Origin of the sequence: Thermococcus camini, assembly GCF_904067545.1 — an archaeon.
Classification (GTDB): domain Archaea; phylum Methanobacteriota_B; class Thermococci; order Thermococcales; family Thermococcaceae; genus Thermococcus; species Thermococcus camini.
In genome coordinates this window covers 759,538-785,412 of record NZ_LR881183.1, presented here as the reverse complement: position 1 = coordinate 785,412, position 25,875 = coordinate 759,538, and the positions used below count along the sequence as shown (strand labels likewise).

Genomic DNA, 25,875 nt, shown 5'->3' with positions numbered 1-25,875 from the left:
TACTAAAAGGGGGGAGATTTAAAAATTTGACGGAGGCTCAGGCCGTCGATCCCGGGCATCACTCACCCCAAAGGCCAATGTCATCATCGCCGGGAGAAGTTGGGGAGGAGCTTTAAAAACCCTCTCAAAGCACGTTGAGGTACTTATGAACCTGGAAGCTCAGCCCGACGTTCTTCCGGCCCATAACGAGCGAGGCTTCGCGGTACAGCTCCATGAGCTTCTCCTGACTTATCTCGATCGGCTCCCTCGGCTGGATTACGAGTGGAGCCAAACCCTTCAACAGTTCAGCGTACCAGCGGACGTTCTCGGGCTTTGTTTTAGACGTAACGACGAGCTTAGCGTAAGCCTTCGCGCCAGCTTCTTTCAGAACCCTTATGCTCTCGACCTCACGGAGAACCAAAGCCTTCCAGTCCCCTGTGGCCTTTGCCGTCTCGTCCTTTATGTCAACGCTCGCGTAATCCGTGAGATGTGCCACTTCCTTAACCAGCTCCGGAAGGCCGCCGTGGGTCTCAAGGAAGTTGTCGAAGCCGAGGCTTTTCACTTTCTCCATAAGCGCCTTGAGCGCCCTTATCTGGAGCGTGGGCTCGCCGCCCGTGTAGCTTACCGAGTGTACGTCACCGGTATCGAGGCGCAGGATGGCATCAACGACATCATCGAGCTCCGCAGGGTTTGGTCTGTACTCGAACTCCCCTGTAAAGGGCTCTACCTCATATCTCCAGCGGGAAACGCGAGAGGCGTCTATGTATTCCCTTGAGTCGCACCAGGCACAGTTAAGGTCGCAACCTGCGAAGCGGACGAAAATCTGCCTCCTGCCGAAGGCACTTCCGGGAACGCTCCCTCCTTCACCCTGCCAGCTGTTGAAGACCTCGGCCATCACGAGCTTCATGCCAACACCTCACAGCCCATCCACATCAACGCCCTTAACGTGTTTGCTCACGTAGCCTTCAAGAATCTCGACCCGTACCTTTCTTTCCTCGCCGGTCATGTCTGCCATCAGCTGAACTCCCCTCGCGTAGTCCCAGAGGCGCCTCTTTGCCTCATCGGTGATCCTCTCCGCCATGATGATTATCTCCCGCTCGTTGGGCCTTTTGCTCACGATTTCGATGACCTTTCTGGCATCTTCCTCGGTAAAGGTTCCCCTCTTCTTGAAGAGCAAGCAATCACCCCCCGTGCAATTACATAACTCAGCATTTATTTAATTATGCAGTTAAGCAATTGGGCGCTCAGAGGTATCTCATCAGCATCTCAACGGCTTCCTCAAATATCTCCCTGTCCCGCCCCTCGAGAACGCTCTCCAGATAGTGAAGGTTCGCGATGTTAATGATTATGTAGGCAGTGTTCCTGTCAAGGCCGAGGTCGTAGGCCTCGTAGAAGACGATTTCCCTGCCCAGGGCCTCATTCAGCATCTCCACGAAGTAGGCGATGTCTTCCACGCGGAGCTCGTCCCACTTGCTCTCCATCTCGTCGAAGTAGCGCTCCATGACGCGGAGCGTTTCGAGGTCGAGCCTGAGTGTCCCCTCGAAGTAGGGGAACTCGCCCACGCGGAAAATTTTTACGCCTTCTTCGTCCTGAACGCCGATGTAGTCCCACAGGAGAAGGCCTTCTATGGGATTGTGCCCGTATTTGCTCGCCAGATACGAGAAGCGCTCCATTATCCCGGTCATGTCATCGAGAAATTCCTCTTCGTCGCGGAAGTGTATTATCTTACTTATCGTTCCAGCCATGTCCTGCACCTAATTGGAGTTGGGGGCGAAGTTATAAGGGTTTGCTCGTCCTCTGCATGAGAATCGCGAGCAGAAAGTAGCCGGATATACCACCCAGAACATACCAGTTGCCCGGTGGACTGTGTCTTATTCCAATGAGAAGCCATATTAGCGTGAAAAGTCCGAAGATGAAGACACTTCTTAGAGGCATTCTGCCGTCAAGGTAAATGCCAGCCGAAGAAGAGAGAACCACCCCGCCGACAAAAACCCATGAAATAAGGGGAGTGAACTGTAGGCTGTACTGCTTCATTGTTAGAGCGAAGACGATTGTGTAAACGAGCGGAAACACCGAACCCCATACCCTTTCCATACCGTTTGCCTCCCATAGATGATGCTAATCCCAGAAGGCTTTTATCTTTTTGTACCAATATAAATCTGCCCGACGAGTATGGGGTTGCGATGACGTCGGGACCCCCAGGGGGGCGACAGCTCAAATGCCCCCCTTACAAACTTCGCCTGCGCGAAGTTTGATCAAGGTTTGTGGCTCCTCCTCAGGGCTTGTTTCTAAAGTGTGATTATCGTGTGAGTTTAAGCCTTAGAATGTTGGAATTCGTTAAGGCACGCTCTTTTTAGAGGAGTTCGTTTTTAAACCGACGCCCGGAGGGCGTCAATGGGGGAGAACTCCCTTTTAACTTGTAAAGCGAATGGATTCCGCGTTGAAAGCTCTTCACTTAGAATAATCACACTTAAGCACGTTCAAGTTTAGTGGAGCCACAAACTTTTGGTGAAGCTTTTCCCAAAAGCTTCAGCGCTGGCGGAAAATGAAGTGCCCGTTCTAAAATTGGCAATTTTTGAAAGGAGTTTCGTTCCAATTTGCTCCCCCATGAGTGTTTCACTCTTCAAACGGCGTCCAAAGGACGCCAAAAATGGACTGAAACTATTCAAAAGCTCCTACTTAATGTCAAACTCGCCTCAGAATTGCCCAATCCATCAGCGCACAACCTATTTTTGCTCCTTTGAATGGGAAAGGGCGTTCTTTGGTCAAGCTTTCCTAAAGCTTGTTCGCCTGCGCGATGTCGAGCTTTGCTCGACGCAAGGGACGACAGTCCCGCAGAGTTTGATCAAGGTTGGCGATTCGTTTTTGAGGCGCTTTTTTGAGGTGGTTTGCCTCATTGAGTGTGGTTTTTGGTGAAGAATTCCTTTTTGAAATTGCCTTGTTTAAGTGGGTTTGCTTCTTCCGCGCTCCGTTGGAGCGCTTTGATGGTTTAAACCCCTGTTTTGAGGCTTGTGAAATGTGAATTCCAGCTTAAAATGGCAGTTTGATAGTGCAAACCCTTTTCAACTGCACCTTTTGGAAGAGGAATCACAAACTTTGATGAAACTTTTCGCAAGAAAAGTTTCTTTGGTGGAGCTTTTCCCAAAAGCTTCAATCACACACTTTGATGAAACTTTGCCCGACAAAGTTTCAGCGCTCGGATAAATTTTATAAGGGAATCTTCCATCAACCGGCGGGTTTGAGGGAACCGCGAACTTTGATGGGACTTTGCTCCCCAAAGTTTCCAGGCAAAGGTTTATAAAACGTCCCCGGAAACACTCTCCAGTCGTGAAAATCGGTTGATAGTTAGGGGTGATGCTCATGGGAAGGACTACTAAGGTTGGTTCAGCCGGAAGATACGGTCCGAGGTACGGTCTTAAGATCAGGAGAAGGGTCGCAGCTGTTGAGGCCAAGATGAAGCAGAAGCACGTCTGCCCGGTCTGCGGAAGGAAGGCCGTCAGGAGGATAAGCACGGGCATATGGCAGTGCCAGAAGTGCGGCGCCACCTTCGCCGGCGGTGCCTACCTGCCGACCACTCCTGCCGGAAAGGTCGCCAAGCGTGTCACGGCCTCCAAGGCCTGATCCCTTTCCTTTGCTTAGTTTAGGGTGATAACCATGGTGATGGCCGTTTACCGCTGTGCAAAGTGTGGAAGGGAGGTCGAGCTCGACCTCGAAAACACCAGGGAAGTCCGCTGCCCCTACTGCGGCAGCAAGATACTCTACAAGCCCAGGCCCAGGGTGGCCAGGCGCGTAAAGGCAATCTGATTCTTTCGTTTCGAAAGCCTTTTATCGATTAAACGAATTTTGAGTGAGGGCCATGATGCTGATAACGACTTCCCACAGACCCACGAGGAGGACGAGGAGCTTCGGCCACGACCTGGAGAGGGTCTTCCCCAACTCGCTTTACCTGACCCGGGGAAAGAAGACGATACAGGATTTACTCATGGAAGCATACGACAGGAATTACGAGAGGCTTCTGATAGTCAACGTCTGGAAGGGCAACCCGCTTAAGATGACCTTTATCAGGGTTGACCCCGAGGACTGGGGCTATCTCGGCTACCTGTACCTCCACGGCATAAAGCTCCAGCGTGAGATTGGTTTCAGGGATATAAGGCCCATACGCGAGGAGATGCCGCTTGTTGTGACCACAGCAAAGCGCGTCGGCCTCGACCACGTTGCCTTCGCCCAGGTCTTTGCCGAGCTTACCGGCGGGAAGTTCGTGCCGAGAAAGGAGCGCTCGCTCCTCGGAATAGCCGACAGGTACAACACCGACGTTCTGAGCGTCATCGAGAGGCATCCGCGCGGAATGGCGGTGAACTTCTATCGCCTGGACGTTAATAAGGAGAAGGCCGTTGGCCCGCTCATAAGCGTCAAGATCTGGATAATGGAGGACGGGCGGAGATGGGACTACAAAGAGGCTCTTCTAAAGAAAAAACCTGGTCAATCGAAGGAATGATCGAGCTCTCCTTTCCCGACGAGGAGACTGCGAGAATAGTTTATGAAAGCGTCCTCTACGAGCACGAGAGCGTGCCCTATCGAAGGAGTAAGATAGAGTTTCTCCGCGAGGGGGACAGAATAATAATCCGCTTTCTCGCCCGGGACAACTCCGCTCTGAGAGGTACGCTGAACTCCTATCTGAGATGGATTAAGGTCGCTATGGACTCGCTTGAGGTTTAAGAATCTTCGCTACATATCCTGGAACATTTAAATACTATTATCAATATTATTTTGGTTGATGGCCTGCTGGAGGGGATTAGATGAGACAAAAAATAGTATGGTTTGTACTGGGTATCTTAGTTGGAAGCTTGTTTTTTGCTTCAGCGCATCCTCAAGCAGATACCTCAACTAGAGCCAGTAGTTCTGTGGATATCCTACCTAAGCAGGGGATTCACGAAGTTGTTTCAACGTTGAACCGCGGAAGCTTTGTGCTAGTTGACACTCATACTTTGAAGTCTCTCGTCAATATGGGAGTTCTTCCTTACGCTCCCTTGTTCCAAGGAAACACTATGTATGCAGTGAGAATTCTTCCTGATGGAAAGTTCTTCGTATACGCCGGTACTAATGTCAAGGATCCTACTAGGTTTCTCTCTGAAGCCAGAAAAGAGTTTTCAAAAATAGACTGGGACAAGGACATAACTCTGAAGGTTGAACCCTCTAATTTCTCGTGGCGTACGGTTATTAATGGAAAGTCCGGAGGGACTTATACTCCAGAATCCGTAGCCACAGTTAGCGCTCATATTGAGAGCACGATCGAGTGGAGTTCTAATGACGACTGGAAGCCTCACGGTAAGCTCAAACTCGTCTGGGAAGTGTACAGGCTTGCCGACACAGACTCAAAAAAGGACTATAGAGTTGTTGATATGATAACCTATGTCTGGTCGGGTCATTACCTCTACGGCGACAGCGGAACTGGAAAATGGCAGATTGACACTGTTAAAATTACCGCTAATGTGAAGCCTGATGGCAACAACATTTTCAACCTAGCTGACTTTGGTCCCAGCCACGATGTTAACGAATACAACTCTAAGGCTCAGTCCACCATCTCATATACCCTCGGCACGGGAGGGGCTTCCATTAGAATACAGCAGGTAATTAAGCTTTTCAAAATTCAAGTTGATACCAACGAGGACTGGGTAAGGTGGACATACACATTCAACAGGAATGAAGCTGAGAGCTATGCCGACAGCTGGGTCAAGCTGGAGCCGGGATACCAGTTTATAACCCATGTTCCTATTTCTTCAACAACTGTTCACCAAAAACTAACCGCGTCTGTTGAATGGACATACAATCGCAGGAGCTGGTTTGATGACCATTGGACCGGCTCAGTAACCATTGATTGGGTATGGAACTTTACATAGCCCTACTTCCCTCCGTGGTTCTGTTGTTTTCTCTTTTAATTTGTTCCCTAAACTATTTAAAGCCCGCCCCTTACTCTAACCCGGCATTACGATTACGGAGGTGTGTGTCATGCAGAACATTCCGCCCCAGGTTCAGGCCATGCTCGGTCAGCTCGAGAGCTACCAGCAGCAGCTCCAGCTCGTCATTCAGCAGAAGCAGAAGGTTCAGCTTGAGCTCACCGAGGCAAAGAAGGCCTTGGAGGAGATCGAGAAGGTCGAGGATGGAACGGTTATCTACAAGACCGTTGGGACTCTCATCGTCAAGACGGAGAAGGCCAAGGCCCTGGAAGAGCTGAAAGAAAAGGTCGAGACCCTTGAGGTTCGCCTCAGTGCCCTTGAGAGGCAGGAAAAGAAGCTCAACGAGAAGCTCAAGGAGCTGACGGCAAAGATACAGAGCTCACTTCGCCCCACTGCGGGCTGACCTCTTCTCTTTCATTTGGGGGGATAGTGATGGACGAGGGAGCCAGCGGAAGGAGGGTCATCAACATCGGTCTGCCGGAGCTGAGCGAGGGGCAGCTCATAGAGGTCGGCGAGCTCGCTCAGGAGACGATAATCAAGCACGTCTTCGACGTCCTCAACAGAAGTGATGTCAAGGATATAGAGGTCACGATGAGGATAAACAGAGAGGAAACCCTCGACCTTGAGGTTGAGGTCTACCTTGAGGTTCCCATTTTCGTGAAGGTGGACGTTGAGGGGCTAATAGACGAAGCCGTTGAGAAGGCTTACGCGGTCGTCGAGAGAAAGCTGAGGGAGATTGCGGATGAAGGGAAAACTCAAGCTTAAGCGCTTCCTTCAGGGGTCAAAGGGCAAGTCCTTCCTCCTCCTCTGCCACCACAACGCCGACCCTGATTCCCTTGGTTCGGCGATAGCCTTTGCCATCTACCTCAAATCCCTGGGCGTTAAAAGCGTGAGAATAGGCGTCGCCCAGAGCGTCTCCTCCTACGCGAAGAGACTGTTAACGCTCTCACCCGTTCCGCTAGAGAAGGACCCCCTTGTTAAGGAAGACGTTGTCATAATCTTCGACACCTCCTCGCTGGAACAGCTAGAACCCATCGAGATTCCGCGCGGTAAGACCGTTATCGTCATCGATCACCATGCTGAGAAGGAGAAGCCGATCAAGGCGGATATATCCGTCGTTGACTCCTCACGCACATCCACGGCAGAGATAGTCTGGGAGCTGTTCAAATATTTTGGCTTCTACGATGAGACCGCCGTTAGAGCACTCCTCGCCGGAATAGTCACCGACACGGCAAACTTCCGCTTCGCGAACGTGAAGACTTTCAAGGCGGTAAGCGAGATGCTGGAGCACTTTCCAATCCCGATGGGCGAGATTTTCCAGCTTGTCTCTCCAGTCAGCGGCGAGAACATCGATCAGGCGAAGAGAATGGCCATCCTCAAGGCCTGCCAGAGGCTTGAACTCAAAAAGTTCAGGAAGTACCTCATAGCGGTCTCAAAGGTTTCTGCCTACGAGTCCTTGGCATGCAAAACGTTTCTAAACCTCGGTGCAGACATAGCGGTTGTGGGAAGTGAGAAGAAAGGGGTTCGGATTTCCGCGAGGGCCAAGGAGAACCTCGTCAAGAAAGGCCTCCACCTCGGCAAAATCATGGAGAAGGTCGGGCCGGTTATAGACGGCTCGGGCGGAGGCCATGCCGGCGCCGCCGGGGCGAACGGGAAAAAGAACCTTGACGAGGCTATAAAGCTCATCCTGAAGGAGATTGAGAGGTTTTTGAGGGAGGCTGATTGATATGGCAAAGTGCCCGCTCTGCGGTAAACCCCTCGACTGGGGTGAACTGATCGAGCAGATGCTAACCCTTGAGAACGCGGGGGAGGTTTTCAAAGACCGTGAAAAGTTCGTTCAAACCTTCGAGGGCTTCGTCTTCAAGTGTCCTCACTGCGGTGAGGAGTTCTACGGAAGGAACCTTCCAGAAAAAGAGGCCAAAAAGGTTTTCGAGCTCCTCAACGAGTTCAATGGATCAATAGACTGGGAGAACCAGAAGGTTCGCCTTAGGCTCAACAGCCTTTTAGCGCTCGACACGATGCTCGAACAGTGGGATAAAAAGGTCAAGGGATAGCGATAGCCTTTTTTACTTTCGTTCCCTATTTCCAGCGGTTGGTGGTTCTCGTGGAGGCCGTGGAGCTTTACCTTTCAAAAGGCGACTACAGAAGCGCGCTGAGAAACGCGCTGGAAATAGGAGATGAAATACGGCGGCTTCTTGCGTTAACAGAGGTACTGACGGCCTTTCCAAGGGAAGAAGTCCTGAGCCACATGCTGGAGACGCTCGAATCCATAAGCGGAACGCCGGAGAAGGCTTTAGCTTATTCTATCCTCGGCAGGGCTCTCTACACGCTCGACAGGGACGGGGATGCCGAAGCTTACTTTGAAAACGCCATAGGTATCGCCGGGAGCATAGACTCCCCGCGGATTAAAGGGGAGGTTCTGGCAGGGATAGCAAGGAACCTCGTCCTCTCGGACCGCTATAAGGATGGCCTAGAGCTGTTCAGGGAGGCTGTGGAGCTTCTTCAGGCCTCGCGGGGGCTGTCGTCGGCGACAACATCGTCGCTGATAAAGGTCGCCCGGTTAATTGAGAAGAGCGCCGACGAGATACCCAACGAAATGGCCATTGAGTTCTACGAACTGGCCCGGGACGTTTACGCCTCGATATTCTTCAAACTCCAGGCAAAATATATCGAGGATAAGATAGAGCTCATCAGGGACGTTTTGAAGAGGGGCAAGACGGCAGTAGAGGAACTCCTGGATAAGGGAGAGGTCGAGCCGGCGATCTCAATGATGCGCTTCCTCCCGCTTGAGGGAAGAGCAATAGCCATGCTCGAGCTGGCCTACTGGCTCTACCTCCACGAGCAGCCGAAGCTCGGCAGGAGGGTCTTCGACGATGCCCTTGAGATAGTCTTCGTGGGTAAGTTCAGGCCAACTGACAGAGAGCTTGATGGAATAGCGAGGCGCTTCCTCCGCATAGGCTTCCTGGAGGAGCCACTGATTCTGGCTGGGGTTATCAGGGACGATAAGATAGCGTCCGAGCTCCTCGGCGAGGTGGCTCTAGCGTATGCCCGCTGGGGTGACAAAGCCAAGGCCCGTTCGATAGCCGAGGGAATAAGGGACGAAAGCGTTAAGAACAGGGTTTTGGAGGCACTGGAGGGTGAGAGTTATGTGGGACACGAGCAAGGATTACCGCTTACTGGTGGCGGAGAAGGCGGTGGAGCTGTTCCTGAAGACGATAGAAGGAGCCAAATTCAAGGGGAAGTGGAACAAGAAGGGAGCGATTCAGCTGGCGAAGGAGATGATCCCGGAGATACAGGCGATGAGGTACAGCTACGTGGAGCCGAAGGAATTGATTGAGACCCCGCAGATGAAAGCTTTGAAGGAGAAGGCCAGCGGTATAATCGAGGCCCTTGGTGGCGAGGACTGGCACCACAAGTTCATCAGCCTGGCGGATAAGAGCGAGCGCGAAAAGGTCGAGGAGCAGGTGGCCAAGGTCAGGTTCTTCCTGAACACGATACTCGGCCTCGACAAGCGTCTCGCCCTCGGCAAGATAAACGACCCGGTCATCGCGGTGGATATCAAGGTCGGGGAAGTGATGAGCGTCGGCAAGCACCCGAACGCCGACCGCTTGTTGGTTACCAACGTGAACATCGGCGACAGGGCGATAACAGTCGTTACCAACGACTTGAGCGTTAAGGAAGGAAACCGCGTCGCCGTTGCCCTGCTTCCGCCTGCGAACTTCAGGGGAATAGTCAGCGAGGGCATGTTCCTCGGTGCCGGAGAGGGAGTTTTGAAGGGTGTCAATGGGGAAATAGGCGGCCTGCCCAAGGGAGTTCCGCTCGAGGCCTTCAACGAGACGAGGAATTTAGTTGAGGCATTTTTGAAGGGCTGATTTTCCGACACATTTTTAATACCCTTTTCTAAGTTGTAACTGTGGTCTCCATGAGAAAAAGATACCTGGTACCAATCGCTGTTGTGGCCTCGCTCCTTCTTGCATTCCATATCATAGGCCACGAGACACGGGGTCCAAAGCCCAACTCCCCCACCCTCGCCCCTGACATTGCATTGAACATGCTCTATGACGCAAACCTGAGCAACTTCTCCCTTAAGCCACAGCTTACTTACTGGGTTGATGGGAGTACATGCACGAAGCTCAGCCCGAAGTGCAGGGTACTCCGTATGGAGGGCATAGTAGAGGTGAAAAACAGGACTTATCTGGCCTTCTTTGATCTCGAAAACATGAGTGTAAAGCTGGTTCCGGCAAACGAAACGCAGGTAAAGGAATATCTCCGGTTTTTTGAGGAACACAATGGCAAAGTATTCCCCTGCAACTCCCCGGTCAAATCCACCTTCGGTAAAGATATCGAGATAAAAAACAAGAATGGCACCTGTATAGCCCCGGCAGTTGTCAAAATAGGAGGGGGACTTAAAGGGACATAGAAACCCAAAAAACAATACTGGTGAAGGGTATGAACAACCCAAAACGCAGTCACTTGCTTGCATTTTTTGTTCTTTTGCTGCTGGCGTTAGGATTAGGCTTGCTCTGGGAAGATTTCAACACCCACAACGACCAGGACATCTCTCTTCCGACTATATGATTTTTCTGGATAAAATAGCCTCCACGGCCTTGACCACTGCTACCAGCAGAACCCGGACTGGCAGTGTAGGGGGATCACTCTTTGTGCCTGGCCCAACGAAACTGCAACGGCCATCGTCTACGCCAACTACACGATTAAATGCATCGGCTCAACGTGTTACTCAGTCAATGGAACCTACTACCGCGTCGTCATAAACACGACCGACTGGAGCGTGCTCGGGTTTGAGCCGGCAAATAGGAGCATTGTCCAGGAGGTAATATCAGAATGGGAGAGGGTGTGGAAGGTAATGGAAAAGTGAGGGGCCTCAAAGCCCCACTCTCCTCTTCACCACCTCCAACGCCCTCTCAGCATCTCCCTTAAACTCAGGATAGCCGAGCTCTTCCATCGTCCCAGGCAACGGAACGCCGAGCTCCTCGTGCCAGCCTCTGAGCCTGTAGAACTCCCTCCTCGCCTCAAGGAAGTCGTTGTAGTCTATGAAGGCCTTATTGCCCTTTGCAGGGCCTTCTGGCTCTGGCTCCCACCAGCGCGGCGGAACCGTGTCGTCCATCGGCGGGGTTACCCAGTCGAGGGCGTCGTGTATCCTGGCAATGCTCTCGACCGCTTGAGCCACTTTCCTGAGCTTCTCAACGGTCCACTCCTCGCCGGTGGCAAGGGAATAGAGCCTGGCTAACTCCTCCATCTTGTAGGGGACGAACTTACATGTTCCGAGCATGTCGGTGATGTAGCTCTCGTCCCTGCCCTCTATCATCGAGGGCACCAGTTCCTTTGCCGGCCCCTGCTCCGGAAGCTGATGCGGCCTCGGCCAACCGCGGAGGTGGCTCGCACCAACGTCGGCAGTGGCGTAGCTCAAAGCGTAGGTTCTCCTTCCGCGCGGATCCCAGGCGGGGCTCTCCATGCCCTTCACTTGGACGGCGAACTCGCAGCCCCTACCTAAGCGCTCGCAGGCGCGCTTAACACCGTCCGCCAGAACCGCGCCGATGCCCTTTCTCTCCGCCATCAGCATGATGAGCTTCTCCTCAGCCTTCTCGTCGCCAAAGCCCTTGACTGGGAAGCCGATTTCTTCTTCGCTCACAAGCCCGCGCTCGACCATCTCGAAGAACCAACCGATGGTGGCCCCTGTCGCTATGCTATCTAACCCGAGGTCGTTCACGAGCCAGTTGAAGTAAGCCACCGCCGGGAAGTTGAAGACGCCGGTAGCCGCTCCGAGCATCGCTATGCTCTCGTATTCGGGCTTGACGCGGATTTTCCTACCTTTGTATTCCACCTCAACGTAGCGGGCGCACTTTATCGGACAGCTCTTGCCGTGGACAAACCATTCCGGCTCAACTTCATACTTCTTGACCTCGTCTCCAGCTAACTTGCTCGCCAGCTCGTCCGGGATGTAGGGCCTTGAGAAGTTGTAAGCCGGGCTCATTCCGAGCGAGGCGGCGCTCCTTAAGGCGTCGCTCGTTCCGTAGTTCCTCGTGTGCTCGTACTTGGGGTCGGTGGCGAAGTGGTCGTAAAAGCTCTGCCATAGCCTCTGGAACTCCTCGGGGTTGGTCACCTTGGGCTTCTCGCCGGGTTCGACTACAACTGCTTTGACCCTCTTGCTTCCGAGAACCGCTCCGAGACCGCCCCTCCCGCTGGCTCTCTCGGTGTCGTAGATGACGTTGGCTATTCTGCTCAGATTCTCTCCGGCGGGGCCTATTAGGGCCATGCTCGCCTTCAGGTGCTCCTTCCACAGCTCTTTAGCCACTTCGTAGTTGCCCCTGCCCCAGAGGTGGCTCGCGTCCCTAATCTCGACTTCTCCATCGTGAACGTAGAGATAAACTGGCTCCTCACTCTTTCCCTCGATGATTAGGGCATCGAAATGGCCCTTGAGCTTTGGGCCAAAGGCGTCTCCACCGCTTGAATCACTGATAAGTCTCGTCTCCGGACTCTTGCTCACCGCTATGACCTTGCTTGAACCCGGCACCAGGCCGGTTAATCCTCCCGGAGCGAAGACGAACTTGTTCGCTGGACTGAGTGGATCCGTGCCGGGTGGAACCTCGCGGTAAATCAGATAGTAGCCGAGGCCTTTGCCACCTATGAACTTCCTGATTATCTCATCGGGCAGTTCCTCGTAGGTGACCTTTCCCCTGCTCAGGTTAACGCGAGCGATTTTGTTCTGATAGGCGAACATCAGACGCACCCCCTTGCCTTTTCCCTATCTTCCTTCGAAAGTCTCCACTCCATCGCACCGGCGTTCTCCTCGACGTGCTCCTTCCTGCCGGCCTTTGGAATTGCAACAACGTTCTCCTCCCAGATGAGGTAGTTGAGGGCGACCTGGGCAGAGGTCTTCCCGTATTTCTTTCCAATTTCCTCCAGGCAGGGGTTCCTCGCGAGCGAGCCTTTTTCGAGGGGGGTGTAGGCTATGAGCGCTATTTTTTCGCGCTTCATGTAGTCGAGAAGGCCGCTCGTTTCGGGCCATCTATCTCTGAGAGAATACTTCACCTCGTTGGCGACTATCTCGTGCCTCCTCATGGCCTCCTGGGAGCGTTTTAATAGCTCAAGGTCGAAGTTGCTCACGCCGATGTAACGAATCAATCCTTCATCAACGAGTTCCTCCAGAGCGTGGAGGGTTTCCTCTATCTTCCTCCAGCTGTCACCGGGCCAGTGGAGAAGGTAGAAGTCTATGTAGGTGCCGAGCCTTTTTATACTCCCTCTCGCGGCCTTCTTGGCTTGACTGTAGCCGAAGTGACTCGGCCATATCTTGCTGATTATGAAAAGCTCTTCCCTGTCAAAGCCCTTTATCGCCTTTCCAACGAGTTCTTCGCTGTGACCGGCCCCGTAGAATTCAGCTGTGTCGATGAGATTAATCCCCAGCTCAAGGCCGTATCTCAGAACCTCAACGCTCTCTCTGTCGCGGGAGTAGTCTGGGCTTTCATAACCTCCTATACCCCACGTCCCAAGACCTATAGAAGTAACTTTATCATCACCGATAACCTTTAGGTCTTTCATGGCTGACACCTAAAAGCCTTAGGTTTCCGAACTTATTAAGGTTTGCGTCTTAACGCTTAGATGAGTGGACAAACCTGAGAAACAAAAGAGGGATTGAATCAGGCCCCAAACTTCTCGGAGCGGTTCATGAGGTCCATCATCACCGGTACGATATCGTGGCCCTTTATCCTGCCGAGGCCGCCGCGCATGCACTCGCGCTCGCCGAAGCTCTCGGTGTGATCGGCCCTGACGTCACCACCTGCGATGAGAACCGGAACCGGATCGCCGCTGTGGTTCATGACCTCACAGGGCGTACTGTGGTCACCGGTGATGGCGATGACGACGTCTTCGAGGTCGATGCTGTCGATAATGTAGCCTATCATCCTGTCGGCCTTCTCTATCATCTCGACCTTGAGCCTCGGGTTGTTGTCGTGGCCCGCTGCATCGGTCGGCTTGAAGTGTAGGAAGACAAAGTCGTAGCCCTTGAGCAGCTCAACGACCTTCCTTGCCTTCGCCATCTCGTCGGTGTTGTATTCCCCAGTCGCGCCCTCTGGCGTGTATATGTCGAAGCCTATGGCCCTTGCGACGCCCTTGACGAGGGAAACCGCAACAACTGCCGCTGTCTTTACCTTCCACTGCTCGGTGAACTTCATAGGTATGTCCGGGTAGGTTCCGGCACCGCGGATGAGCAGGTAGTTAGCTACCGGCTTGCCCTCCTTCCTGCGCTTCTCATTGACCGGGTGCTTTTCAAGAACCTCATGGGCCTTCTGGACGAACTCCTCAAGGATTTCGGCAACTTTCCTGCTCTCCTCGTCCTCCCAGGTGAACTTGTGCGGTGGTTTTCCGGCCTCGTGGGGGTCGTTCTCGCCGACTTTATAGCCAGAGGCCATGCCCCTGAGGACCAGAACGGCTCTGTGGCCTGTGGCCCCTACAAAGATGAACTCAACCGGAAGCTTAACGTTCTCCTGAATGGCCCTCGCCAGCTCGTGCGCTTCTTCCGTGCTTATCCTGCCAGCCCTCCTGTCGGTGATGACTCCGTTCTCGATGGTGGCGAAATTCACGCGGAAAGCTAAGTCGTCCTCACTCAGGTCGAGGCCCACTCCCATCGCCTCGAGATAGCCCCTGCCGCGGTAAACCTTGTAGGGGTCGTAGCCGAAGATGCTCAGGTGGGCGGTATCGCTTCCGGCCGGCTGACCGGGCTTTATCGGATCCTGCTGGCCGAGGATTCCCATCCTGGCGAGCCTGTCCATGTTCGGAGTGTCCGCGTACTCCAGTGGGGTCTTTCCCCCGAACTCCTCTATCGGCCTGTCTCCGAGACCATCGAGGATTATAAGAAGTCCCTTTCTCTGCTTCATATCTATCACCTGGGGTGAGTAGAAGGGTGGAGTTAAAAGCTTTGTTGGATGATCATGCCCACCTCAAAAAAGCTTTTAACCTACCCCCGTTTCTCCCACTGGAGGTGAGGTTATGAAAACCCTTTGGGCACCATGGAGGATCGAGTACATACGCTCACCCAAACACGATGGTTGCATTTTCTGTGACTTCCCAAAGGAAAACCGCGACAGGGAGAGGCTCATTCTCTACCGCGGGAAGCACTGTTTCATAATCATGAACAACTACCCGTACAATCCCGGGCACGTCATGATAGCTCCCTATAGACACGTCGGGAAGTGGGAAGACCTGACCGAGGAGGAGCTTCTTGAAATAACGAGGCTCTCCCAGCTCATGATAAAGGCCCTGAGGAGAACCATGAACCCCCACGGCTTCAACATGGGCGTGAACCTCGGCAGGGTTGCCGGCGCCGGAATAGACGACCACGTGCACCTCCACATCGTCCCGCGCTGGAACGGCGACACCAACTTCATGCCGGTGATAGCGGACACCAAGGTAATCCCCGAGTCGCTGGAAGAAGCCTACGACGAGCTGAAGAAGGCGATAGATGAAATAGTGGGGGAGGCAGGGCTTTAAGCCCTCTTAACTTCTATTGTGAACTCCCTGTTGAGGGGCAGCCCCTCGAAGAGGTCTCCTCCTAGCTCCAGCACGGGAATATCAGCCTCGATAATGCTCTTTTTGCCCTCGGGATCCCTAACAGTAAGCCGGGTGAGCTTTCCTCCACGGACAGCGGCGGATAAAAACGTTCCATCCTCCGCCCGCCCCTCAATAATAAAGTCCTCCCCTTTGAGCTCCCAAGAGACCCTTTTTATCAGAGCAGGGGCGGTTTCCGGGGTTATCCTCTCAACGACGCCCTTGCCGTTCTGTATCCTCGCCCTGGGACAGCTTGCCTGGGCACTGCAGAAGTCCCTAATGGCCTCGGCTATACCCCTGGCGAAGTTCTCCAACGGTCTGCCCATCAGCGCCTCCCCAAAGCCGGCCCAGCTCGCGGTTACCCTGAGCTTCTCTCCCCCTATCTCGAAAGTTATTGTCAGTATTCCCTTATCCCCGGTGAACGTGTAAACGGCACGGTGTTCCTGGAATCCCACGGTTAGTTTGAACTCGTAGCCGAAGTTGAAGATGAAGCGGGGCACTTTGAAGCGAACCCTGTCGCCCCGGATATCCTCGAAGTACGGGAAGAATGGGAGGGTTTTCTCAGGCTCGCTGAGGATAACCTGAAGGCTGTCCCACGGGTGAGAGATTTCAACTTCCCAGCTCTTCGTTTTCACGTTTATCCCCATAGAAACCATAGAAAGAGATATAAAAAGCGTTTCTTAAACCGTTGGTTTGGAACCCGATGCGGGAGAAAGAAAAAAGGAATCAATCCCCCACAGTGTAGAGATAGACCTTTCCGTGCGGGATTCCGGCCTTTTTGCCGTACCATCCACTGAGGAGACGATGGAGCACAGCGAGCAGCGGCACCGCGATGGCTAGCAGCAACCAGCCGTTCCTCAGCCCCGCGGCAAAGAGCAGGAGCACGACAGCGCCGACGAAGCCCGCGGTGAGGGCGTAAGGTATCTGGGTGTTCACGTGGTCGATGTGATCGCAGCCCGAGAACATGGAGCTCATGATGGTTGTGTCACTAATCGGTGAACAGTGGTCCCCGAAAACGCCGCCGGCAAAGACCGAGGCGATGCTTGCGTAGACGACCGGTCCAAAGCTCCCGCTGAGCCCGTAGGATAGTGGAACCGCTATCGGCATCATTATCGCGAAGGTTCCCCAGCTCGTCCCCGTCGTGAAGGAGATGGACGCCGCCACCACAAAGACGACGAAGGGGACCAACCCGGGCGAAAGAACGTTCGATGCGACGCTAACTATATAGTCCGCAGTACCAACCGCGTCGCAGGCGCTCTTGATGCTCCACGCGAGGATGAGTATCATCATGGCGAAGTGCATCTGCTTCATTCCTGCAACAAGGGTGTGCTCGACATCCTCGAGGCTCATTATCCTCATCGCCAGAACGAGAACCATTGCGACGATGACCATGGAGAAAGAACCCCAGACGAGTGCCCACGTTGAGTCCGCGTTGGAGAGAACCTCCTGGAAGCCACCATTGGTGTAAGCGGCGCTGCCTCCGCCGGTAACCCACAGGCCGAGGAACGTCATAAGGACAAGGGCCGCAACGGGCAGTATAAATACCCAGACGCTTTCCCTGCCTTCTAGGGGCATTCCAACGTCCACCTCCGTCGTCATCATCGGCTGCGCCCCGTCGCGGAGGACTTTGCCCCCGGTCCTGGCGCGGTACTCAGCGTGGAGCATCGGGCCGTAGTGCCTGTGGGTGGCGGCAACGAGGTAAACGAGGATGACCGCCAGAATCGGATAGAACCTGTAGGGCCAGCTGGCAAACCACGCTGAGTATGCACTTATATCCGCACCGACGCTCGCTATCGCGTCCTTCAGGAGGCCGAGCTCGTAACCGATCCAGGTGGAGACGACCGCCAGAACCGCCACCGGCGCGGCTGTGGAATCATCAGCGTAAGCTAAGAACTCCCTGGAGACCCTCGCCCTGTCCGTGATGGGCCTCATTGTGTTGCCGACGATGATGGTGTTGGTGTAGTCGTCGAAGAATATTATCGTTCCGAAGATAGCCGCCATCAGCGAGGCTGCACGGCTCGTTTTAACCTTCCGCGTCACCGCCTTCGCTATGGCGTTCATGCCGCCGGCCTTGTATATCAGCGCGACCCCGGCGCCAATGAGTGCATCGAAGAGGAGAATCCTCGTGTTCCACAGGTCAGTGACGATCTGCCCGTTCTCCTCCCAGGCGGACGCTATGTTAAAGACTATCCACTTTAGGGTCTCAGTCGTGGCTCCTACGGGGTTTCCTCCCGCCACCAACAGTCCACCAACCCACACTCCGAAGAACAGGGCGAAGAGAACCCTTTTGGTCAGGATGGCGAGACCGATGGCCACGAGAGGTGGCAGGAGTGAGAGTACTCCAAAGTCCGACATGATCCGATCCCTCCCATCTTTGGCAAATTTCGTTTGGTATGCCGGAACAAGCGGCACCGGTGTGGGCTAACAAAAAACATTTTTATTACTTTTGTAACAAATATATCAGAAAAGCAGAAACCTGTTTTATTTGGAACAGAATTACCTCATCCCGCGTATGATCCTTTCCAGGACCTGGTACGCCCTCGGCGCTTCTTCCCGATCAATAACAAAAATCGTGTCCTTGTGGCAGGAGATCACCTGGGTTATGTTTATCCCGTTCGCGGCCAGCGCAGAGGTCATGAACACAACAACCCCGGGGGTTTCAATTATGTCCTCGGGGCTGACCACAGTCAGGGCGGTCTGGTCCCTCAGTATGCCAACAACTTCCTTCACAAGGCCAAGAACCTTCGCCTCATCCTCACTCGCGATGACGATCGTGAACGTGTCCCTGGTCTGGGTCAGCTGGAAGAACCTCGATTTGCTCATTATTTCCAGCAGATCCTTCACGGCCCTGACAAGGTGTTCCTTTGAGACGGTTATCACGCTGACATCGGATTGTAGTTCTATGATGCTGTTTCCAACAACGCTCCCCACCCGCTCCTCCAGGAGGGACCTCTCATCCCTGAGCTCCTCCCCTAGGCGGATCAGGGCCATCTTAACCGCGGGGATGGATGCATCCAGGCCGGAGTCAGCTATGAGTATCCTCGCAAGGGCACTGTAATTAACGATGCCGAGGCGCATGCACTCCCTCACAAAGAGGCGCCTCATTATCTCGTCCCGCACAATCTCAGCTATGCTGGGTTTTCCAGGGTTCATTGTCTGCCCTCCAAAGGCCGGAACGGATTATATTCCTGCTATTCTCTTCCACCTCTCCTTCGTCCTCTTCCAGCAGCCGGGGGGCATGAGCTCCTTCTCAGGGCAGTAGCCGAGCTGAATACACCTCGGTCCAAGCTTTGCCCACTTGATAATCGGTCTCAGCTCGTCGTTTTTGGCGATCTCCTCAAGCATCTTCCAGGCAACCTCTCTTATCTCCCACTGGGCCCTCTCACAGGTTCTCAGACCGAAGAAGTGCTTCAGCTCGCGGAGGTTCACAGTCATAACGATCTTTGTCCTCACCGCCTGAGGAAGGATGAAGCGCGCGTCCTCCTGATGGCCTCCCCGCTCGATAGTCTTTTTGTACAGCTCTATCGAACGCTTCATGAGAGCCTTCCATTCAGCAAGAAGCTCTGGATCGTTCTTTAGGGACTCCGGGATAACGAAGGTCTCTTCGATATCTTCAGGGTTCAACACGATGTAGCGCTGGCTCTGCTGCGTGTAGCTTGCTATTCTGTGCCTTATGAGCTGGTGACTGCAAACGCGAGAACATCCCTCGATCGCGAAGGTGAGAACAGCGTGCTCAAGGATTGATTCATGGCCGTAGCCCAAAACCCGGGGCAGATGCATCCGAACGTCCTTCTCGGTAATCCGCTCGAAGGCCTCGCTTTTCCACCCGTCCCAGTAGCTTATGAGTGCCGCCCAAGTGACAGTTTCGAGAGGTTTTTTTGTATAATTGACAAGGGTAACCCTGATCCCATCCCCCATTCGCGCCACCGGAGATAGAAGAGGCCCGGGTTTATTAGGTTTACCTCGGGGTCAAAATAACCCATTAAAAAATCGAAAAAGGAAATGGGGGACAAAAAACTAAACAGGCTAAATAGGTGCTGGCTCTTCAACCTGCCTGGATATCTGGTCCGGCAGTGAGAAGAACGCGATTATCTCCAGGATTGCCGCTATGACAATGAGCAGCCCGCCTATCAGAATTATCATTAGGATTGCGCCGACGATGTAAAGCAGCGCTACCGTGTGGAACATCCCCACCCCTGTCTCTTCGGATATCATGTCGTAGCTCTGCTTCATGAACCACACACCGACTATCATGAGAATCACTGCGATAATGCCCCCAACGCCCATCATGCCCAGGCCGAACTCGGGTGACTTCGCGGCACTGAACATCGAGCTAAACATAGTTCCCACGAGTATCAGGCTGGCCAGTATGTTCAGTATCGCCGCCCAGAGGTACTTGCTGAAGATCTCCTCCCTCCCGGTGGCCTCGGCGATGTTCTTGACGGCCAAGAGCTTCAGGATGAATCCTATGAAGCCGAGGCCAACAACGGTCAGGATGGCACCTATGCCACCCATCATTTTGGCATTTTTCAAATCACCCACGGGTAATCACCTCAAAGACAAATATCTTCATAACTATTTAAAAGGTTTTCCACCCATTGCCATAAAAGTATGACACATCAATATTGGAAGTACCGCAAGTGGGGAGGTTCATCCCTTCAGACATTACATTTAGAAAGGCCGCGTGCATTAATGCTCAAAAGATTTCAGCACTAGCAGCCTTTCTCCGACGAAAGGGTTATTAAAACCGGGCCCCAGCTTTAGACGGTGATGCACATGGTGGTTAGCCTCGCTGGAAGGGATGTTCTCTGCCTTCAGGACTTTACGAGGGAGGAGATTGAGACTATTCTCAAGACGGCCGAGATGATGAAGATCTGGAACAAAATAGGCAAGCCGCACCGCGTTCTTGAGGGCAAGACCCTGGCCATGATCTTCCAGAAGCCCTCAACCAGAACGAGGATCTCCTTCGAGGTCGGCATCTACCAGCTCGGCGGCTACGGCCTCTACCTCAACGCGAACGACCTACAGCTGAGGAGGGGCGAGACCATCGCCGACACCGCCCGCGTCCTCAGCAGGTACGTGGACGGAATGATGGCAAGGGTTTACGCCCACAGGGACGTCGAGGACTTAGCAAAGTACGCCAGCGTCCCGGTCATCAACGGTCTGTCTGACTTCTCCCACCCGTGCCAGGCTTTAGCTGACTACCAGACCATTCTCGAGAAGAAGGGTCGCATAGCCGGCCTCAAGATAGTCTACGTCGGCGACGGCAACAACGTGGCACACTCACTCATGATAGCCGGGACTAAGCTCGGTGCCAACGTCGTCGTTGCAACTCCTGAGGGCTACGAGCCGGACAAGCGCGTAATCAAGTGGGCAGAGCAGAACGCGGCCGAGAGCGATGGCAGCTTCGAGCTCCTCCACGACCCGGTTCAGGCGGTTAAAGATGCGGACGTCATCTACACCGACGTCTGGGCGTCAATGGGCCAGGAGGCCGAGGCCGAGGAGAGGAGGAAGATATTCCAGCCGTTCCAAGTCAACAGGGATCTCGTCAAGCACGCCAAGCCGGACTACATCTTCATGCACTGCCTCCCTGCCCACAGGGGAGAGGAGGTCACCGACGACGTCGTTGACTCCCCGAACAGCGTCGTCTTTGATGAAGCGGAGAACAGGCTCCACGCCCAGAAGGCAGTGATGGCCCTTGTCATGGGCGGGATAAAGGTCTGATTCTCTTCTATTTTTCCGGTTCTGAAGTTCAATAAAGAAATGCTTATGAACAGAGAAACTTACTCTAAAGTATGATACTCGTGAGTAAGTTTATTGACCGGGAGTCAGAGCTTGAGTTCCTGCGTGAAAGATACCACTCTGAAAGGCCCGAGCTGATAATCCTCTACGGACGGATGAGGATAGGTAAGACGTACCTCCTTCAGAAGTTCCTTTCCGAAGTTGATGGGGTCTATCTGCTCGCCGAGGAGAGCGAGACCATCCTCGACGACTTCTCCGAAAGGCTCGCCGAGTATTTCAAAGACCCGTTCCTCAGGGAGAATCCACTTCAGAACTGGAGGGCTTTCTTCACTTATCTCGCGGGAAAAAGCTCTGAAAGGCTCGTCGTGGTGATAGATGAGGTTCAATATATAGCGAAAGCCCAAAGGGACTTTCTCAGCGTCCTTCAAAAGTACTGGGATATGCATCTCTCTAATACAAAGATAATGCTGGTCCTCTGCGGTTCGCTGGTTTCGTTCATGGAGGGCGTTCTTTCAGCAAAGTCACCGATATACGGAAGAAGAACCGGAGCGTGGAAAGTTGAGGAAATGGACTTTTTCAACGTAAGGAAGTTCCACCCCCTAAGCACCGAGGAGGCCGTCCACGTCTGTTCCGTCTTTGGAGGAGTCCCACAGTACTGGGCTGATTACAATCCAGAGCTTGACTTCTGGGACAATCTAAGAGTTCTTCTGCTGTCGAAGGGTGCGAAATACTATGATGAGCCAAAATACCTTCTTAAACAGGAGCTGAGGGATGTTTCGAGGTACTTCTCCATACTGAGGGCGATAGCACTCGGCTACAACCGCTTCGGCCAGATAGCCGACAGAGCTAAGGTTGACCTTAACTCGCTCGGCAAGTACCTCAACGTCCTTAAGGAGATGGGATACATAAGCGAGGAAAAGCCCGTCGTGGGACGGGGAAGGGGCATCTACAAAATAACCGACAGGCTCTTCAACTTCTGGTTCCGCTTCGTCTATCCGAGGAAAAGCGAGATCGAGATGGGCTTTGATGTTGTTGGAGACATCAAGCCCAAGTTTAATGAATACCTTGGCTTCGTTTTCGAGGAAATAGCGAGGCAGTTCTTAGTTGAGCTCAACAGGACTGGAAAGATTCCCTTCAGGTTCACAAGAATTGGAAGGTGGTGGCATAAAGGGGAGGAGATTGACATTGTGGTGCTGAATGAGAGGGAGAAAAAAGTTCTCTTCGTGGAAGTGAAGTGGAAAGAGCTGAAAGAGAGGGAAGCACGGGAAATCTTGAAGGATCTGGAGCGGAAGGCCGGGCTTGTCGGTCTCGAGGACTGGGAGAAGGGCTACGGTCTCGTGGCGAAGGAGGTTGAAGGAAAGGAAGAGCTAAGGGACGAATACTTGGTCTGGGATTTGAGGGATTTCGAAAGGCTTATTTGAGGAGTTGATTAACTGGGAAGAACTCAGGCTCCTTCTCTCTGTCCACGAACATTGGCTGCTAAAAATGATGCTGGCAGAGTATAATACTTTTCCTACAGCATTCTGATTTCGGGAGGGGTAACCGTGCAGAACAGCAATTTATAAATGGCTGTCCAGTATATTGGACAAGGTTTATAAATGATGAGGGAGTACTGGTACCCATGAGGGAGGATTTGGCCAAGGTTTTGGTGGAGTGGCAGGAAACCTGGACGCCTGAGCTCGTCGAGAGGGACTTTGATGTCTCCCTGATACCGGATAAACCGAAAAAGGTTGTAACCTTTGCCGGCTGTCGGAGGTCAGGCAAAACGTACCTGATGTTCCAGCTCATCAACGAGCTGTCAAAAAAAGCTCCGAGGGAGGAAATATTCTACATCAACTTTGAAGATGAAAGGCTCGAAAAGAGAACCGAAACTCTAACGGAGCTCATACCAACGATAGAGGAGCTCTACGGGAAAAAGGACAGGCTGTACCTCTTTCTGGACGAGATACAGAACATTCCGGGCTGGGACTCGTGGGTGAGGAGAGTCCATGATTCGAGGAGAGACGTGAGGCTTTTCTTAAGCGGCTCATCCTCAAAGCTCTCCAGCAGAGAAATCCCCACCTCACTCAGGGGCAGGGCTCTGACGTTCGAGGTTTTTCCCCTGAGCTTCCGGGAGTTCCTGAGGTTCAAGGGTTTTGAAATACCTGAGAGGTTGGACTTCAGCCCAAAAAAACCCGTCTTGCTCAACCTGCTGAGGGAGTACCTCCTCTATGGAGGCTTTCCGGAGGTCGTTCTAACCAGCGACGTGAGGGTCAAGGGGTTAATCGTCCGGGACTACTTCAACACGGTAATAGCCCTCGATGTCGTGGAGAGGTACTCAATCAGAAATCCGGAAGAGCTCAGAACCTTCATCCGACTTCTCCTTAACTCCGAGTACGTGAGCCTGAGTAAAACCGCCAAAACAATGAGGAGCATGGGCTACTCAATATCCAAATCAACGCTCGCCAGCTACCTGAGGTACCTTGAGGAGTGCTACTTTGCATTTCCCCTTGAGGTGTATTCCCCCAAGGTGAGGCTCAGGATGCAGCACCCCAGAAAGATATACTTCGTTGATACGTCCTTTTTGACGTTTCTGAGCGTGAAGTTCAGCGAGAACATGGGGAGGCTTATGGAAAACGCCGTTTTCATCGAGCTCCTCCGGAGGAGAAAGGAAGTTAATTATGCCCTCGGGAAGAACTGGGAGGTTGATTTCGTCCTGCCTGAAGAGGAGACGCTGATCCAGGTGAGCTACGATATCAGCGGAGAAGAAACGTTTAAGCGTGAGGTGAACGCTCTCAGAAAAGCTTCGAGAGAATTCGGCTTTAAAAACGCCCTGCTGATTACATGGGACGTGGCGGGCAGGGTAAACGGAAAGGACACCACCATAGAGATGATCCCCCTGTGGAGGTTTTTGATGGGTTTCACCTGAGCCGGCAGGCAACCGTTTTATATGTTCTCGTGAGCTGAATGCGAATGACTTTTCTCTTCTCCAAGCCTCGCCCTTTAGGGCGGGGAGGAGGTCAGACATACGAAGGAAAGATAGAGGAACTCACAGACAGGATATTTCCCTTGCGATAAGAATGGAAGTTCAAAAAAGCGGAGGAAGCCTTAAGGCACCTCTGAGTTTTCCTGCCTTTTCCACAGCCCTTCACCATATCTGAGCCCTCAGGAAGTGCCGTTTTATGAGAGCGCATACCCACAAAAAGGGCATTTTGTGAAAGCAGGCTTTCATAAACGGTGCAATATATGAAAGTGGACTTTCATAAAAGGGGCGTTTTGTGAAAGTCTGCTTTCACAAATCTTATAAGTTATGAAAGCGTACTTTCACACATGGCGGTTAAGATAGTCAAACTCGTCAGGCACAACTCCTGGTGGAAGGGCGCAGACTGGGAGAGGGAAGACCCAAACCTCTCACGTGTGAAAGAGGTAATCCCCAGAAAGGAAATCGTGATAAAGGAAGGTTCCGTAACGCTCCTCAGAGGAATTCGCCGTGCCGGCAAGAGCTTTTACATTAAGACCATGATAAAAAGGCTGATTTCAGAGGGTGTAGCTCCCAGGAGGGTCGTTTATATACCCTGCGACAGGTTCAGGAGGAGAGAAGTCAAGGGCTTCATAGACGAGCTGAGGGTAAGACAGGGGGAGCTTTACGTCTTCCTCGACGAGATAACGTACCTCGACGGCTGGCGTCTCCTCCTCAAGGAACTCGGTGAAGATGGCGTAACCACTGTTGCCACCGGTTCAAATCCGGTCGAGCTGAAGAGGGAGGCGGAACTTTTGCCCGGAAGGGGCATTGAGGGGAACGAGTACTACTTCAACCCTCTCAATTTCAGGGAATTCGCGAGGTTTATGAACCCCGAACTGCCGGACGTGTCTTTTCCCTACAACGAACCAGCCGTTGATAACGTTTTCCCCTGGTACGAGGAGCTTGAGGGGCTGTTCTACGCGTACATTCTTACCGGGGGTTTTCCGGAGGCAGTTTTAGACTACAAAAGCTCTGGAACCGTCGGGGAAGAGCGATACGAGGAGATAATAAGGCTGGTTCTCGGCGAAATTGCCAAATCCGGAAAGAATGAAGAGATTGCGAGGGAACTCCTGGAGGCGATTTTCAGGCTGAAGGGCAACCGTATTGATTACGTAACCCTCGCTGGAGAAGTCGGAGTTTCCCACCCGACCGTTAGGGAGTATCTCTCGACCCTTGAGAGCGCGAGGGTTATTTACACCCTTGAGGCCTGGGACATAGCCAAAAAGAGGCACGCTCACCGGAAGGAGAAAAAGATAGTCTTCCAGAGCCCCCTCATAGCGACGGCACTGGCGGTTTATCTCGGTGAAAACCCCCTTGAGTTCGTTGAGGGAAACGTTGAATGGCTTGTCGAGAACATCGTTGCCTCTCATGTCATCTGGCACATCGAGGAGCCAATACTCCGGGAAAAGCACTCCTTCGCCGGATTTTACTATGACAGGAACAAGGAATGCGACCTCGTTGTGCGGGAGGGGGGAAAGTTCTTCGGAATCGAGGTGAAATATGGAAAGGTGAAAAGAAAACGCTACCCGTTCCCGACCCTTTACGTCTCGAAGGATGAGCTTGGTAAAGACACCGTTCCCGTCTCGCTGTACCTCCTTGGCCTGAAGAAGAGCGGGAGGTCGATGTAAGATTTAAGAT

The 25,875-nt window shown here is 53.0% G+C and carries 28 protein-coding genes; 16 read left to right on the top strand and 12 right to left on the bottom strand.

The genetic code is table 11. From position 1 onward, the window contains the following. Nucleotides 1-124 precede the first annotated feature (124 nt). The 4 genes from TIRI35C_RS04170 to TIRI35C_RS04155 form a co-directional block, all read right to left on the bottom strand. Nucleotides 125-886 carry a 7-carboxy-7-deazaguanine synthase QueE gene (locus TIRI35C_RS04170; RefSeq protein WP_188201845.1) on the bottom strand — a complete coding sequence of 254 codons (762 nt, stop codon included), beginning with the start codon at nucleotides 884-886 and terminating at the stop codon, nucleotides 125-127. Between the two features lie 9 nt (nucleotides 887-895). After that, nucleotides 896-1,156 (bottom strand): hypothetical protein, encoded by a 261-nt coding sequence (locus TIRI35C_RS04165; RefSeq protein ID WP_188201844.1) that lies wholly within the window; start codon nucleotides 1,154-1,156, stop codon nucleotides 896-898. Between the two features lie 67 nt (nucleotides 1,157-1,223). After that, entirely contained in the window at nucleotides 1,224-1,724 is a 501-nt protein-coding gene (locus TIRI35C_RS04160) for a hypothetical protein (protein ID WP_188203016.1), read from the bottom strand. Nucleotides 1,725-1,755: 31 nt separating this feature from the next. Next, a complete protein-coding gene (locus tag TIRI35C_RS04155) occupies nucleotides 1,756-2,073 on the bottom strand; it encodes a hypothetical protein (RefSeq protein WP_188201843.1) in 318 nt (105 codons plus the stop codon). A gap of 1,266 nt (nucleotides 2,074-3,339) precedes the next feature. Here TIRI35C_RS04155 and TIRI35C_RS04150 point away from each other — a divergent pair. From TIRI35C_RS04150 to TIRI35C_RS04100, 11 genes are all read left to right on the top strand, one after another. Then, nucleotides 3,340-3,600 (top strand): 50S ribosomal protein L37ae, encoded by a 261-nt coding sequence (locus TIRI35C_RS04150; protein WP_014012168.1) that lies wholly within the window; start codon nucleotides 3,340-3,342, stop codon nucleotides 3,598-3,600. 33 nt (nucleotides 3,601-3,633) lie between these two features. After that, nucleotides 3,634-3,783: a DNA-directed RNA polymerase subunit P gene (locus tag TIRI35C_RS04145; RefSeq protein ID WP_014788082.1), complete on the top strand. Its 150-nt coding sequence runs from the start codon at nucleotides 3,634-3,636 to the stop codon at nucleotides 3,781-3,783. Between the two features lie 52 nt (nucleotides 3,784-3,835). Continuing rightward, nucleotides 3,836-4,474, top strand: coding sequence for a ribosomal biogenesis protein (locus tag TIRI35C_RS04140; RefSeq protein ID WP_188203015.1), 639 nt, complete (start codon nucleotides 3,836-3,838; stop codon nucleotides 4,472-4,474). Then, nucleotides 4,420-4,695 carry a KEOPS complex subunit Pcc1 gene (gene pcc1, locus TIRI35C_RS04135; RefSeq protein WP_281400512.1) on the top strand — a complete coding sequence of 92 codons (276 nt, stop codon included), beginning with the start codon at nucleotides 4,420-4,422 and terminating at the stop codon, nucleotides 4,693-4,695. Before TIRI35C_RS04140 ends, pcc1 begins: the two co-directional genes overlap by 55 nt. A gap of 80 nt (nucleotides 4,696-4,775) precedes the next feature. Further along, the gene (locus tag TIRI35C_RS04130) at nucleotides 4,776-5,876 is read left to right on the top strand and encodes a hypothetical protein (RefSeq protein WP_188201841.1); all 1,101 of its coding nucleotides are present in this window, start codon (nucleotides 4,776-4,778) and stop codon (nucleotides 5,874-5,876) included. A 109-nt stretch (nucleotides 5,877-5,985) separates the two neighbouring features. Further along, nucleotides 5,986-6,336 (top strand): prefoldin subunit beta, encoded by a 351-nt coding sequence (locus TIRI35C_RS04125; protein ID WP_188201840.1) that lies wholly within the window; start codon nucleotides 5,986-5,988, stop codon nucleotides 6,334-6,336. Between the two features lie 29 nt (nucleotides 6,337-6,365). Further along, nucleotides 6,366-6,698: a DUF3194 domain-containing protein gene (locus tag TIRI35C_RS04120; RefSeq protein ID WP_188201839.1), complete on the top strand. Its 333-nt coding sequence runs from the start codon at nucleotides 6,366-6,368 to the stop codon at nucleotides 6,696-6,698. Then, nucleotides 6,676-7,659: a DHH family phosphoesterase gene (locus TIRI35C_RS04115; RefSeq protein ID WP_188201838.1), complete on the top strand. Its 984-nt coding sequence runs from the start codon at nucleotides 6,676-6,678 to the stop codon at nucleotides 7,657-7,659. Before TIRI35C_RS04120 ends, TIRI35C_RS04115 begins: the two co-directional genes overlap by 23 nt. Before the next feature lies 1 nt (nucleotide 7,660). Then, the gene (locus tag TIRI35C_RS04110; protein ID WP_188201837.1) at nucleotides 7,661-7,987 is read left to right on the top strand and encodes a hypothetical protein; all 327 of its coding nucleotides are present in this window, start codon (nucleotides 7,661-7,663) and stop codon (nucleotides 7,985-7,987) included. Nucleotides 7,988-9,079: 1,092 nt separating this feature from the next. After that, a complete protein-coding gene (locus tag TIRI35C_RS04105) occupies nucleotides 9,080-9,805 on the top strand; it encodes a tRNA-binding protein (RefSeq protein WP_188203014.1) in 726 nt (241 codons plus the stop codon). Between the two features lie 41 nt (nucleotides 9,806-9,846). Next, nucleotides 9,847-10,353 carry a hypothetical protein gene (locus TIRI35C_RS04100; RefSeq protein ID WP_188201836.1) on the top strand — a complete coding sequence of 169 codons (507 nt, stop codon included), beginning with the start codon at nucleotides 9,847-9,849 and terminating at the stop codon, nucleotides 10,351-10,353. A 462-nt stretch (nucleotides 10,354-10,815) separates the two neighbouring features. Here the strand turns inward: TIRI35C_RS04100 and TIRI35C_RS04095 are convergent, their stop codons facing one another. The 3 genes from TIRI35C_RS04095 to TIRI35C_RS04085 form a co-directional block, all read right to left on the bottom strand. After that, a complete protein-coding gene (locus tag TIRI35C_RS04095; RefSeq protein ID WP_188201835.1) occupies nucleotides 10,816-12,672 on the bottom strand; it encodes an aldehyde ferredoxin oxidoreductase family protein in 1,857 nt (618 codons plus the stop codon). Continuing rightward, on the bottom strand, nucleotides 12,672-13,490 hold the full coding sequence (locus tag TIRI35C_RS04090; protein WP_188203013.1) for an aldo/keto reductase: 819 nt from the start codon (nucleotides 13,488-13,490) through the stop codon (nucleotides 12,672-12,674). Before TIRI35C_RS04090 ends, TIRI35C_RS04095 begins: the two co-directional genes overlap by 1 nt. A gap of 98 nt (nucleotides 13,491-13,588) precedes the next feature. Continuing rightward, on the bottom strand, nucleotides 13,589-14,824 hold the full coding sequence (locus tag TIRI35C_RS04085; RefSeq protein ID WP_188203012.1) for a 2,3-bisphosphoglycerate-independent phosphoglycerate mutase: 1,236 nt from the start codon (nucleotides 14,822-14,824) through the stop codon (nucleotides 13,589-13,591). A 112-nt stretch (nucleotides 14,825-14,936) separates the two neighbouring features. Here TIRI35C_RS04085 and TIRI35C_RS04080 point away from each other — a divergent pair, with 112 nt between their 5' ends. Beyond that, nucleotides 14,937-15,437, top strand: coding sequence for an HIT family protein (locus tag TIRI35C_RS04080; RefSeq protein ID WP_188201834.1), 501 nt, complete (start codon nucleotides 14,937-14,939; stop codon nucleotides 15,435-15,437). Here the strand turns inward: TIRI35C_RS04080 and TIRI35C_RS04075 are convergent. From TIRI35C_RS04075 to TIRI35C_RS04055, 5 genes are all read right to left on the bottom strand, one after another. Then, nucleotides 15,434-16,129 carry an STK_08120 family protein gene (locus tag TIRI35C_RS04075; protein ID WP_188203011.1) on the bottom strand — a complete coding sequence of 232 codons (696 nt, stop codon included), beginning with the start codon at nucleotides 16,127-16,129 and terminating at the stop codon, nucleotides 15,434-15,436. The genes TIRI35C_RS04080 and TIRI35C_RS04075 overlap by 4 nt on opposite strands. A 91-nt stretch (nucleotides 16,130-16,220) precedes the next feature. Continuing rightward, nucleotides 16,221-17,849 (bottom strand): Na+/H+ antiporter NhaC family protein, encoded by a 1,629-nt coding sequence (locus TIRI35C_RS04070; protein WP_188201833.1) that lies wholly within the window; start codon nucleotides 17,847-17,849, stop codon nucleotides 16,221-16,223. Between the two features lie 141 nt (nucleotides 17,850-17,990). After that, the gene (locus TIRI35C_RS04065) at nucleotides 17,991-18,647 is read right to left on the bottom strand and encodes a DUF7523 family protein (RefSeq protein ID WP_188201832.1); all 657 of its coding nucleotides are present in this window, start codon (nucleotides 18,645-18,647) and stop codon (nucleotides 17,991-17,993) included. 27 nt (nucleotides 18,648-18,674) lie between these two features. Beyond that, complete coding sequence (thyX, locus tag TIRI35C_RS04060; RefSeq protein WP_188203010.1) at nucleotides 18,675-19,412, bottom strand: FAD-dependent thymidylate synthase; 738 nt, start codon at nucleotides 19,410-19,412, stop codon at nucleotides 18,675-18,677. 108 nt (nucleotides 19,413-19,520) lie between these two features. Then, complete coding sequence (locus TIRI35C_RS04055; RefSeq protein ID WP_188201831.1) at nucleotides 19,521-20,036, bottom strand: DUF996 domain-containing protein; 516 nt, start codon at nucleotides 20,034-20,036, stop codon at nucleotides 19,521-19,523. 234 nt (nucleotides 20,037-20,270) lie between these two features. On the opposite strand from TIRI35C_RS04055, the gene argF reads away from it, so the two are divergent. The 4 genes from argF to TIRI35C_RS04035 all read left to right on the top strand — a co-directional run bounded on the left by argF (nucleotide 20,271) and on the right by TIRI35C_RS04035 (nucleotide 25,865). After that, nucleotides 20,271-21,218: an ornithine carbamoyltransferase gene (argF, locus tag TIRI35C_RS04050; protein ID WP_188203009.1), complete on the top strand. Its 948-nt coding sequence runs from the start codon at nucleotides 20,271-20,273 to the stop codon at nucleotides 21,216-21,218. 71 nt (nucleotides 21,219-21,289) lie between these two features. Beyond that, nucleotides 21,290-22,657 carry an ATP-binding protein gene (locus TIRI35C_RS04045; RefSeq protein ID WP_188201830.1) on the top strand — a complete coding sequence of 456 codons (1,368 nt, stop codon included), beginning with the start codon at nucleotides 21,290-21,292 and terminating at the stop codon, nucleotides 22,655-22,657. A gap of 200 nt (nucleotides 22,658-22,857) precedes the next feature. Next, nucleotides 22,858-24,144 (top strand): ATP-binding protein, encoded by a 1,287-nt coding sequence (locus TIRI35C_RS04040; RefSeq protein WP_188201829.1) that lies wholly within the window; start codon nucleotides 22,858-22,860, stop codon nucleotides 24,142-24,144. A 401-nt stretch (nucleotides 24,145-24,545) separates the two neighbouring features. Next, entirely contained in the window at nucleotides 24,546-25,865 is a 1,320-nt protein-coding gene (locus tag TIRI35C_RS04035; RefSeq protein ID WP_188201828.1) for an ATP-binding protein, read from the top strand. Nucleotides 25,866-25,875: the final 10 nt, after the last annotated feature.

Coding starts and splice junctions, on each gene's coding strand:
- TIRI35C_RS04170 (WP_188201845.1), bottom strand. CDS start 886: ATGAAGCTCGTGATGGCCGAGGTCTTCAACAGCTGGCAGGGTGAAGGA.
- TIRI35C_RS04160 (WP_188203016.1), bottom strand. CDS start 1,724: ATGGCTGGAACGATAAGTAAGATAATACACTTCCGCGACGAAGAGGAA.
- TIRI35C_RS04155 (WP_188201843.1), bottom strand. CDS start 2,073: ATGGAAAGGGTATGGGGTTCGGTGTTTCCGCTCGTTTACACAATCGTC.
- TIRI35C_RS04150 (WP_014012168.1), top strand. CDS start 3,340: ATGGGAAGGACTACTAAGGTTGGTTCAGCCGGAAGATACGGTCCGAGG.
- TIRI35C_RS04145 (WP_014788082.1), top strand. CDS start 3,634: ATGGTGATGGCCGTTTACCGCTGTGCAAAGTGTGGAAGGGAGGTCGAG.
- TIRI35C_RS04140 (WP_188203015.1), top strand. CDS start 3,836: ATGATGCTGATAACGACTTCCCACAGACCCACGAGGAGGACGAGGAGC.
- pcc1 (WP_281400512.1), top strand. CDS start 4,420: ATGGGACTACAAAGAGGCTCTTCTAAAGAAAAAACCTGGTCAATCGAA.
- TIRI35C_RS04130 (WP_188201841.1), top strand. CDS start 4,776: ATGAGACAAAAAATAGTATGGTTTGTACTGGGTATCTTAGTTGGAAGC.
- TIRI35C_RS04125 (WP_188201840.1), top strand. CDS start 5,986: ATGCAGAACATTCCGCCCCAGGTTCAGGCCATGCTCGGTCAGCTCGAG.
- TIRI35C_RS04120 (WP_188201839.1), top strand. CDS start 6,366: ATGGACGAGGGAGCCAGCGGAAGGAGGGTCATCAACATCGGTCTGCCG.
- TIRI35C_RS04115 (WP_188201838.1), top strand. CDS start 6,676: ATGAAGGGAAAACTCAAGCTTAAGCGCTTCCTTCAGGGGTCAAAGGGC.
- TIRI35C_RS04110 (WP_188201837.1), top strand. CDS start 7,661: ATGGCAAAGTGCCCGCTCTGCGGTAAACCCCTCGACTGGGGTGAACTG.
- TIRI35C_RS04105 (WP_188203014.1), top strand. CDS start 9,080: ATGTGGGACACGAGCAAGGATTACCGCTTACTGGTGGCGGAGAAGGCG.
- TIRI35C_RS04095 (WP_188201835.1), bottom strand. CDS start 12,672: ATGTTCGCCTATCAGAACAAAATCGCTCGCGTTAACCTGAGCAGGGGA.
- TIRI35C_RS04090 (WP_188203013.1), bottom strand. CDS start 13,490: ATGAAAGACCTAAAGGTTATCGGTGATGATAAAGTTACTTCTATAGGT.
- TIRI35C_RS04085 (WP_188203012.1), bottom strand. CDS start 14,824: ATGAAGCAGAGAAAGGGACTTCTTATAATCCTCGATGGTCTCGGAGAC.
- TIRI35C_RS04080 (WP_188201834.1), top strand. CDS start 14,937: ATGAAAACCCTTTGGGCACCATGGAGGATCGAGTACATACGCTCACCC.
- TIRI35C_RS04070 (WP_188201833.1), bottom strand. CDS start 17,849: ATGTCGGACTTTGGAGTACTCTCACTCCTGCCACCTCTCGTGGCCATC.
- TIRI35C_RS04065 (WP_188201832.1), bottom strand. CDS start 18,647: ATGAACCCTGGAAAACCCAGCATAGCTGAGATTGTGCGGGACGAGATA.
- thyX (WP_188203010.1), bottom strand. CDS start 19,412: ATGGGGGATGGGATCAGGGTTACCCTTGTCAATTATACAAAAAAACCT.
- argF (WP_188203009.1), top strand. CDS start 20,271: ATGGTGGTTAGCCTCGCTGGAAGGGATGTTCTCTGCCTTCAGGACTTT.
- TIRI35C_RS04045 (WP_188201830.1), top strand. CDS start 21,290: ATGATACTCGTGAGTAAGTTTATTGACCGGGAGTCAGAGCTTGAGTTC.
- TIRI35C_RS04040 (WP_188201829.1), top strand. CDS start 22,858: ATGAGGGAGGATTTGGCCAAGGTTTTGGTGGAGTGGCAGGAAACCTGG.
- TIRI35C_RS04035 (WP_188201828.1), top strand. CDS start 24,546: ATGGCGGTTAAGATAGTCAAACTCGTCAGGCACAACTCCTGGTGGAAG.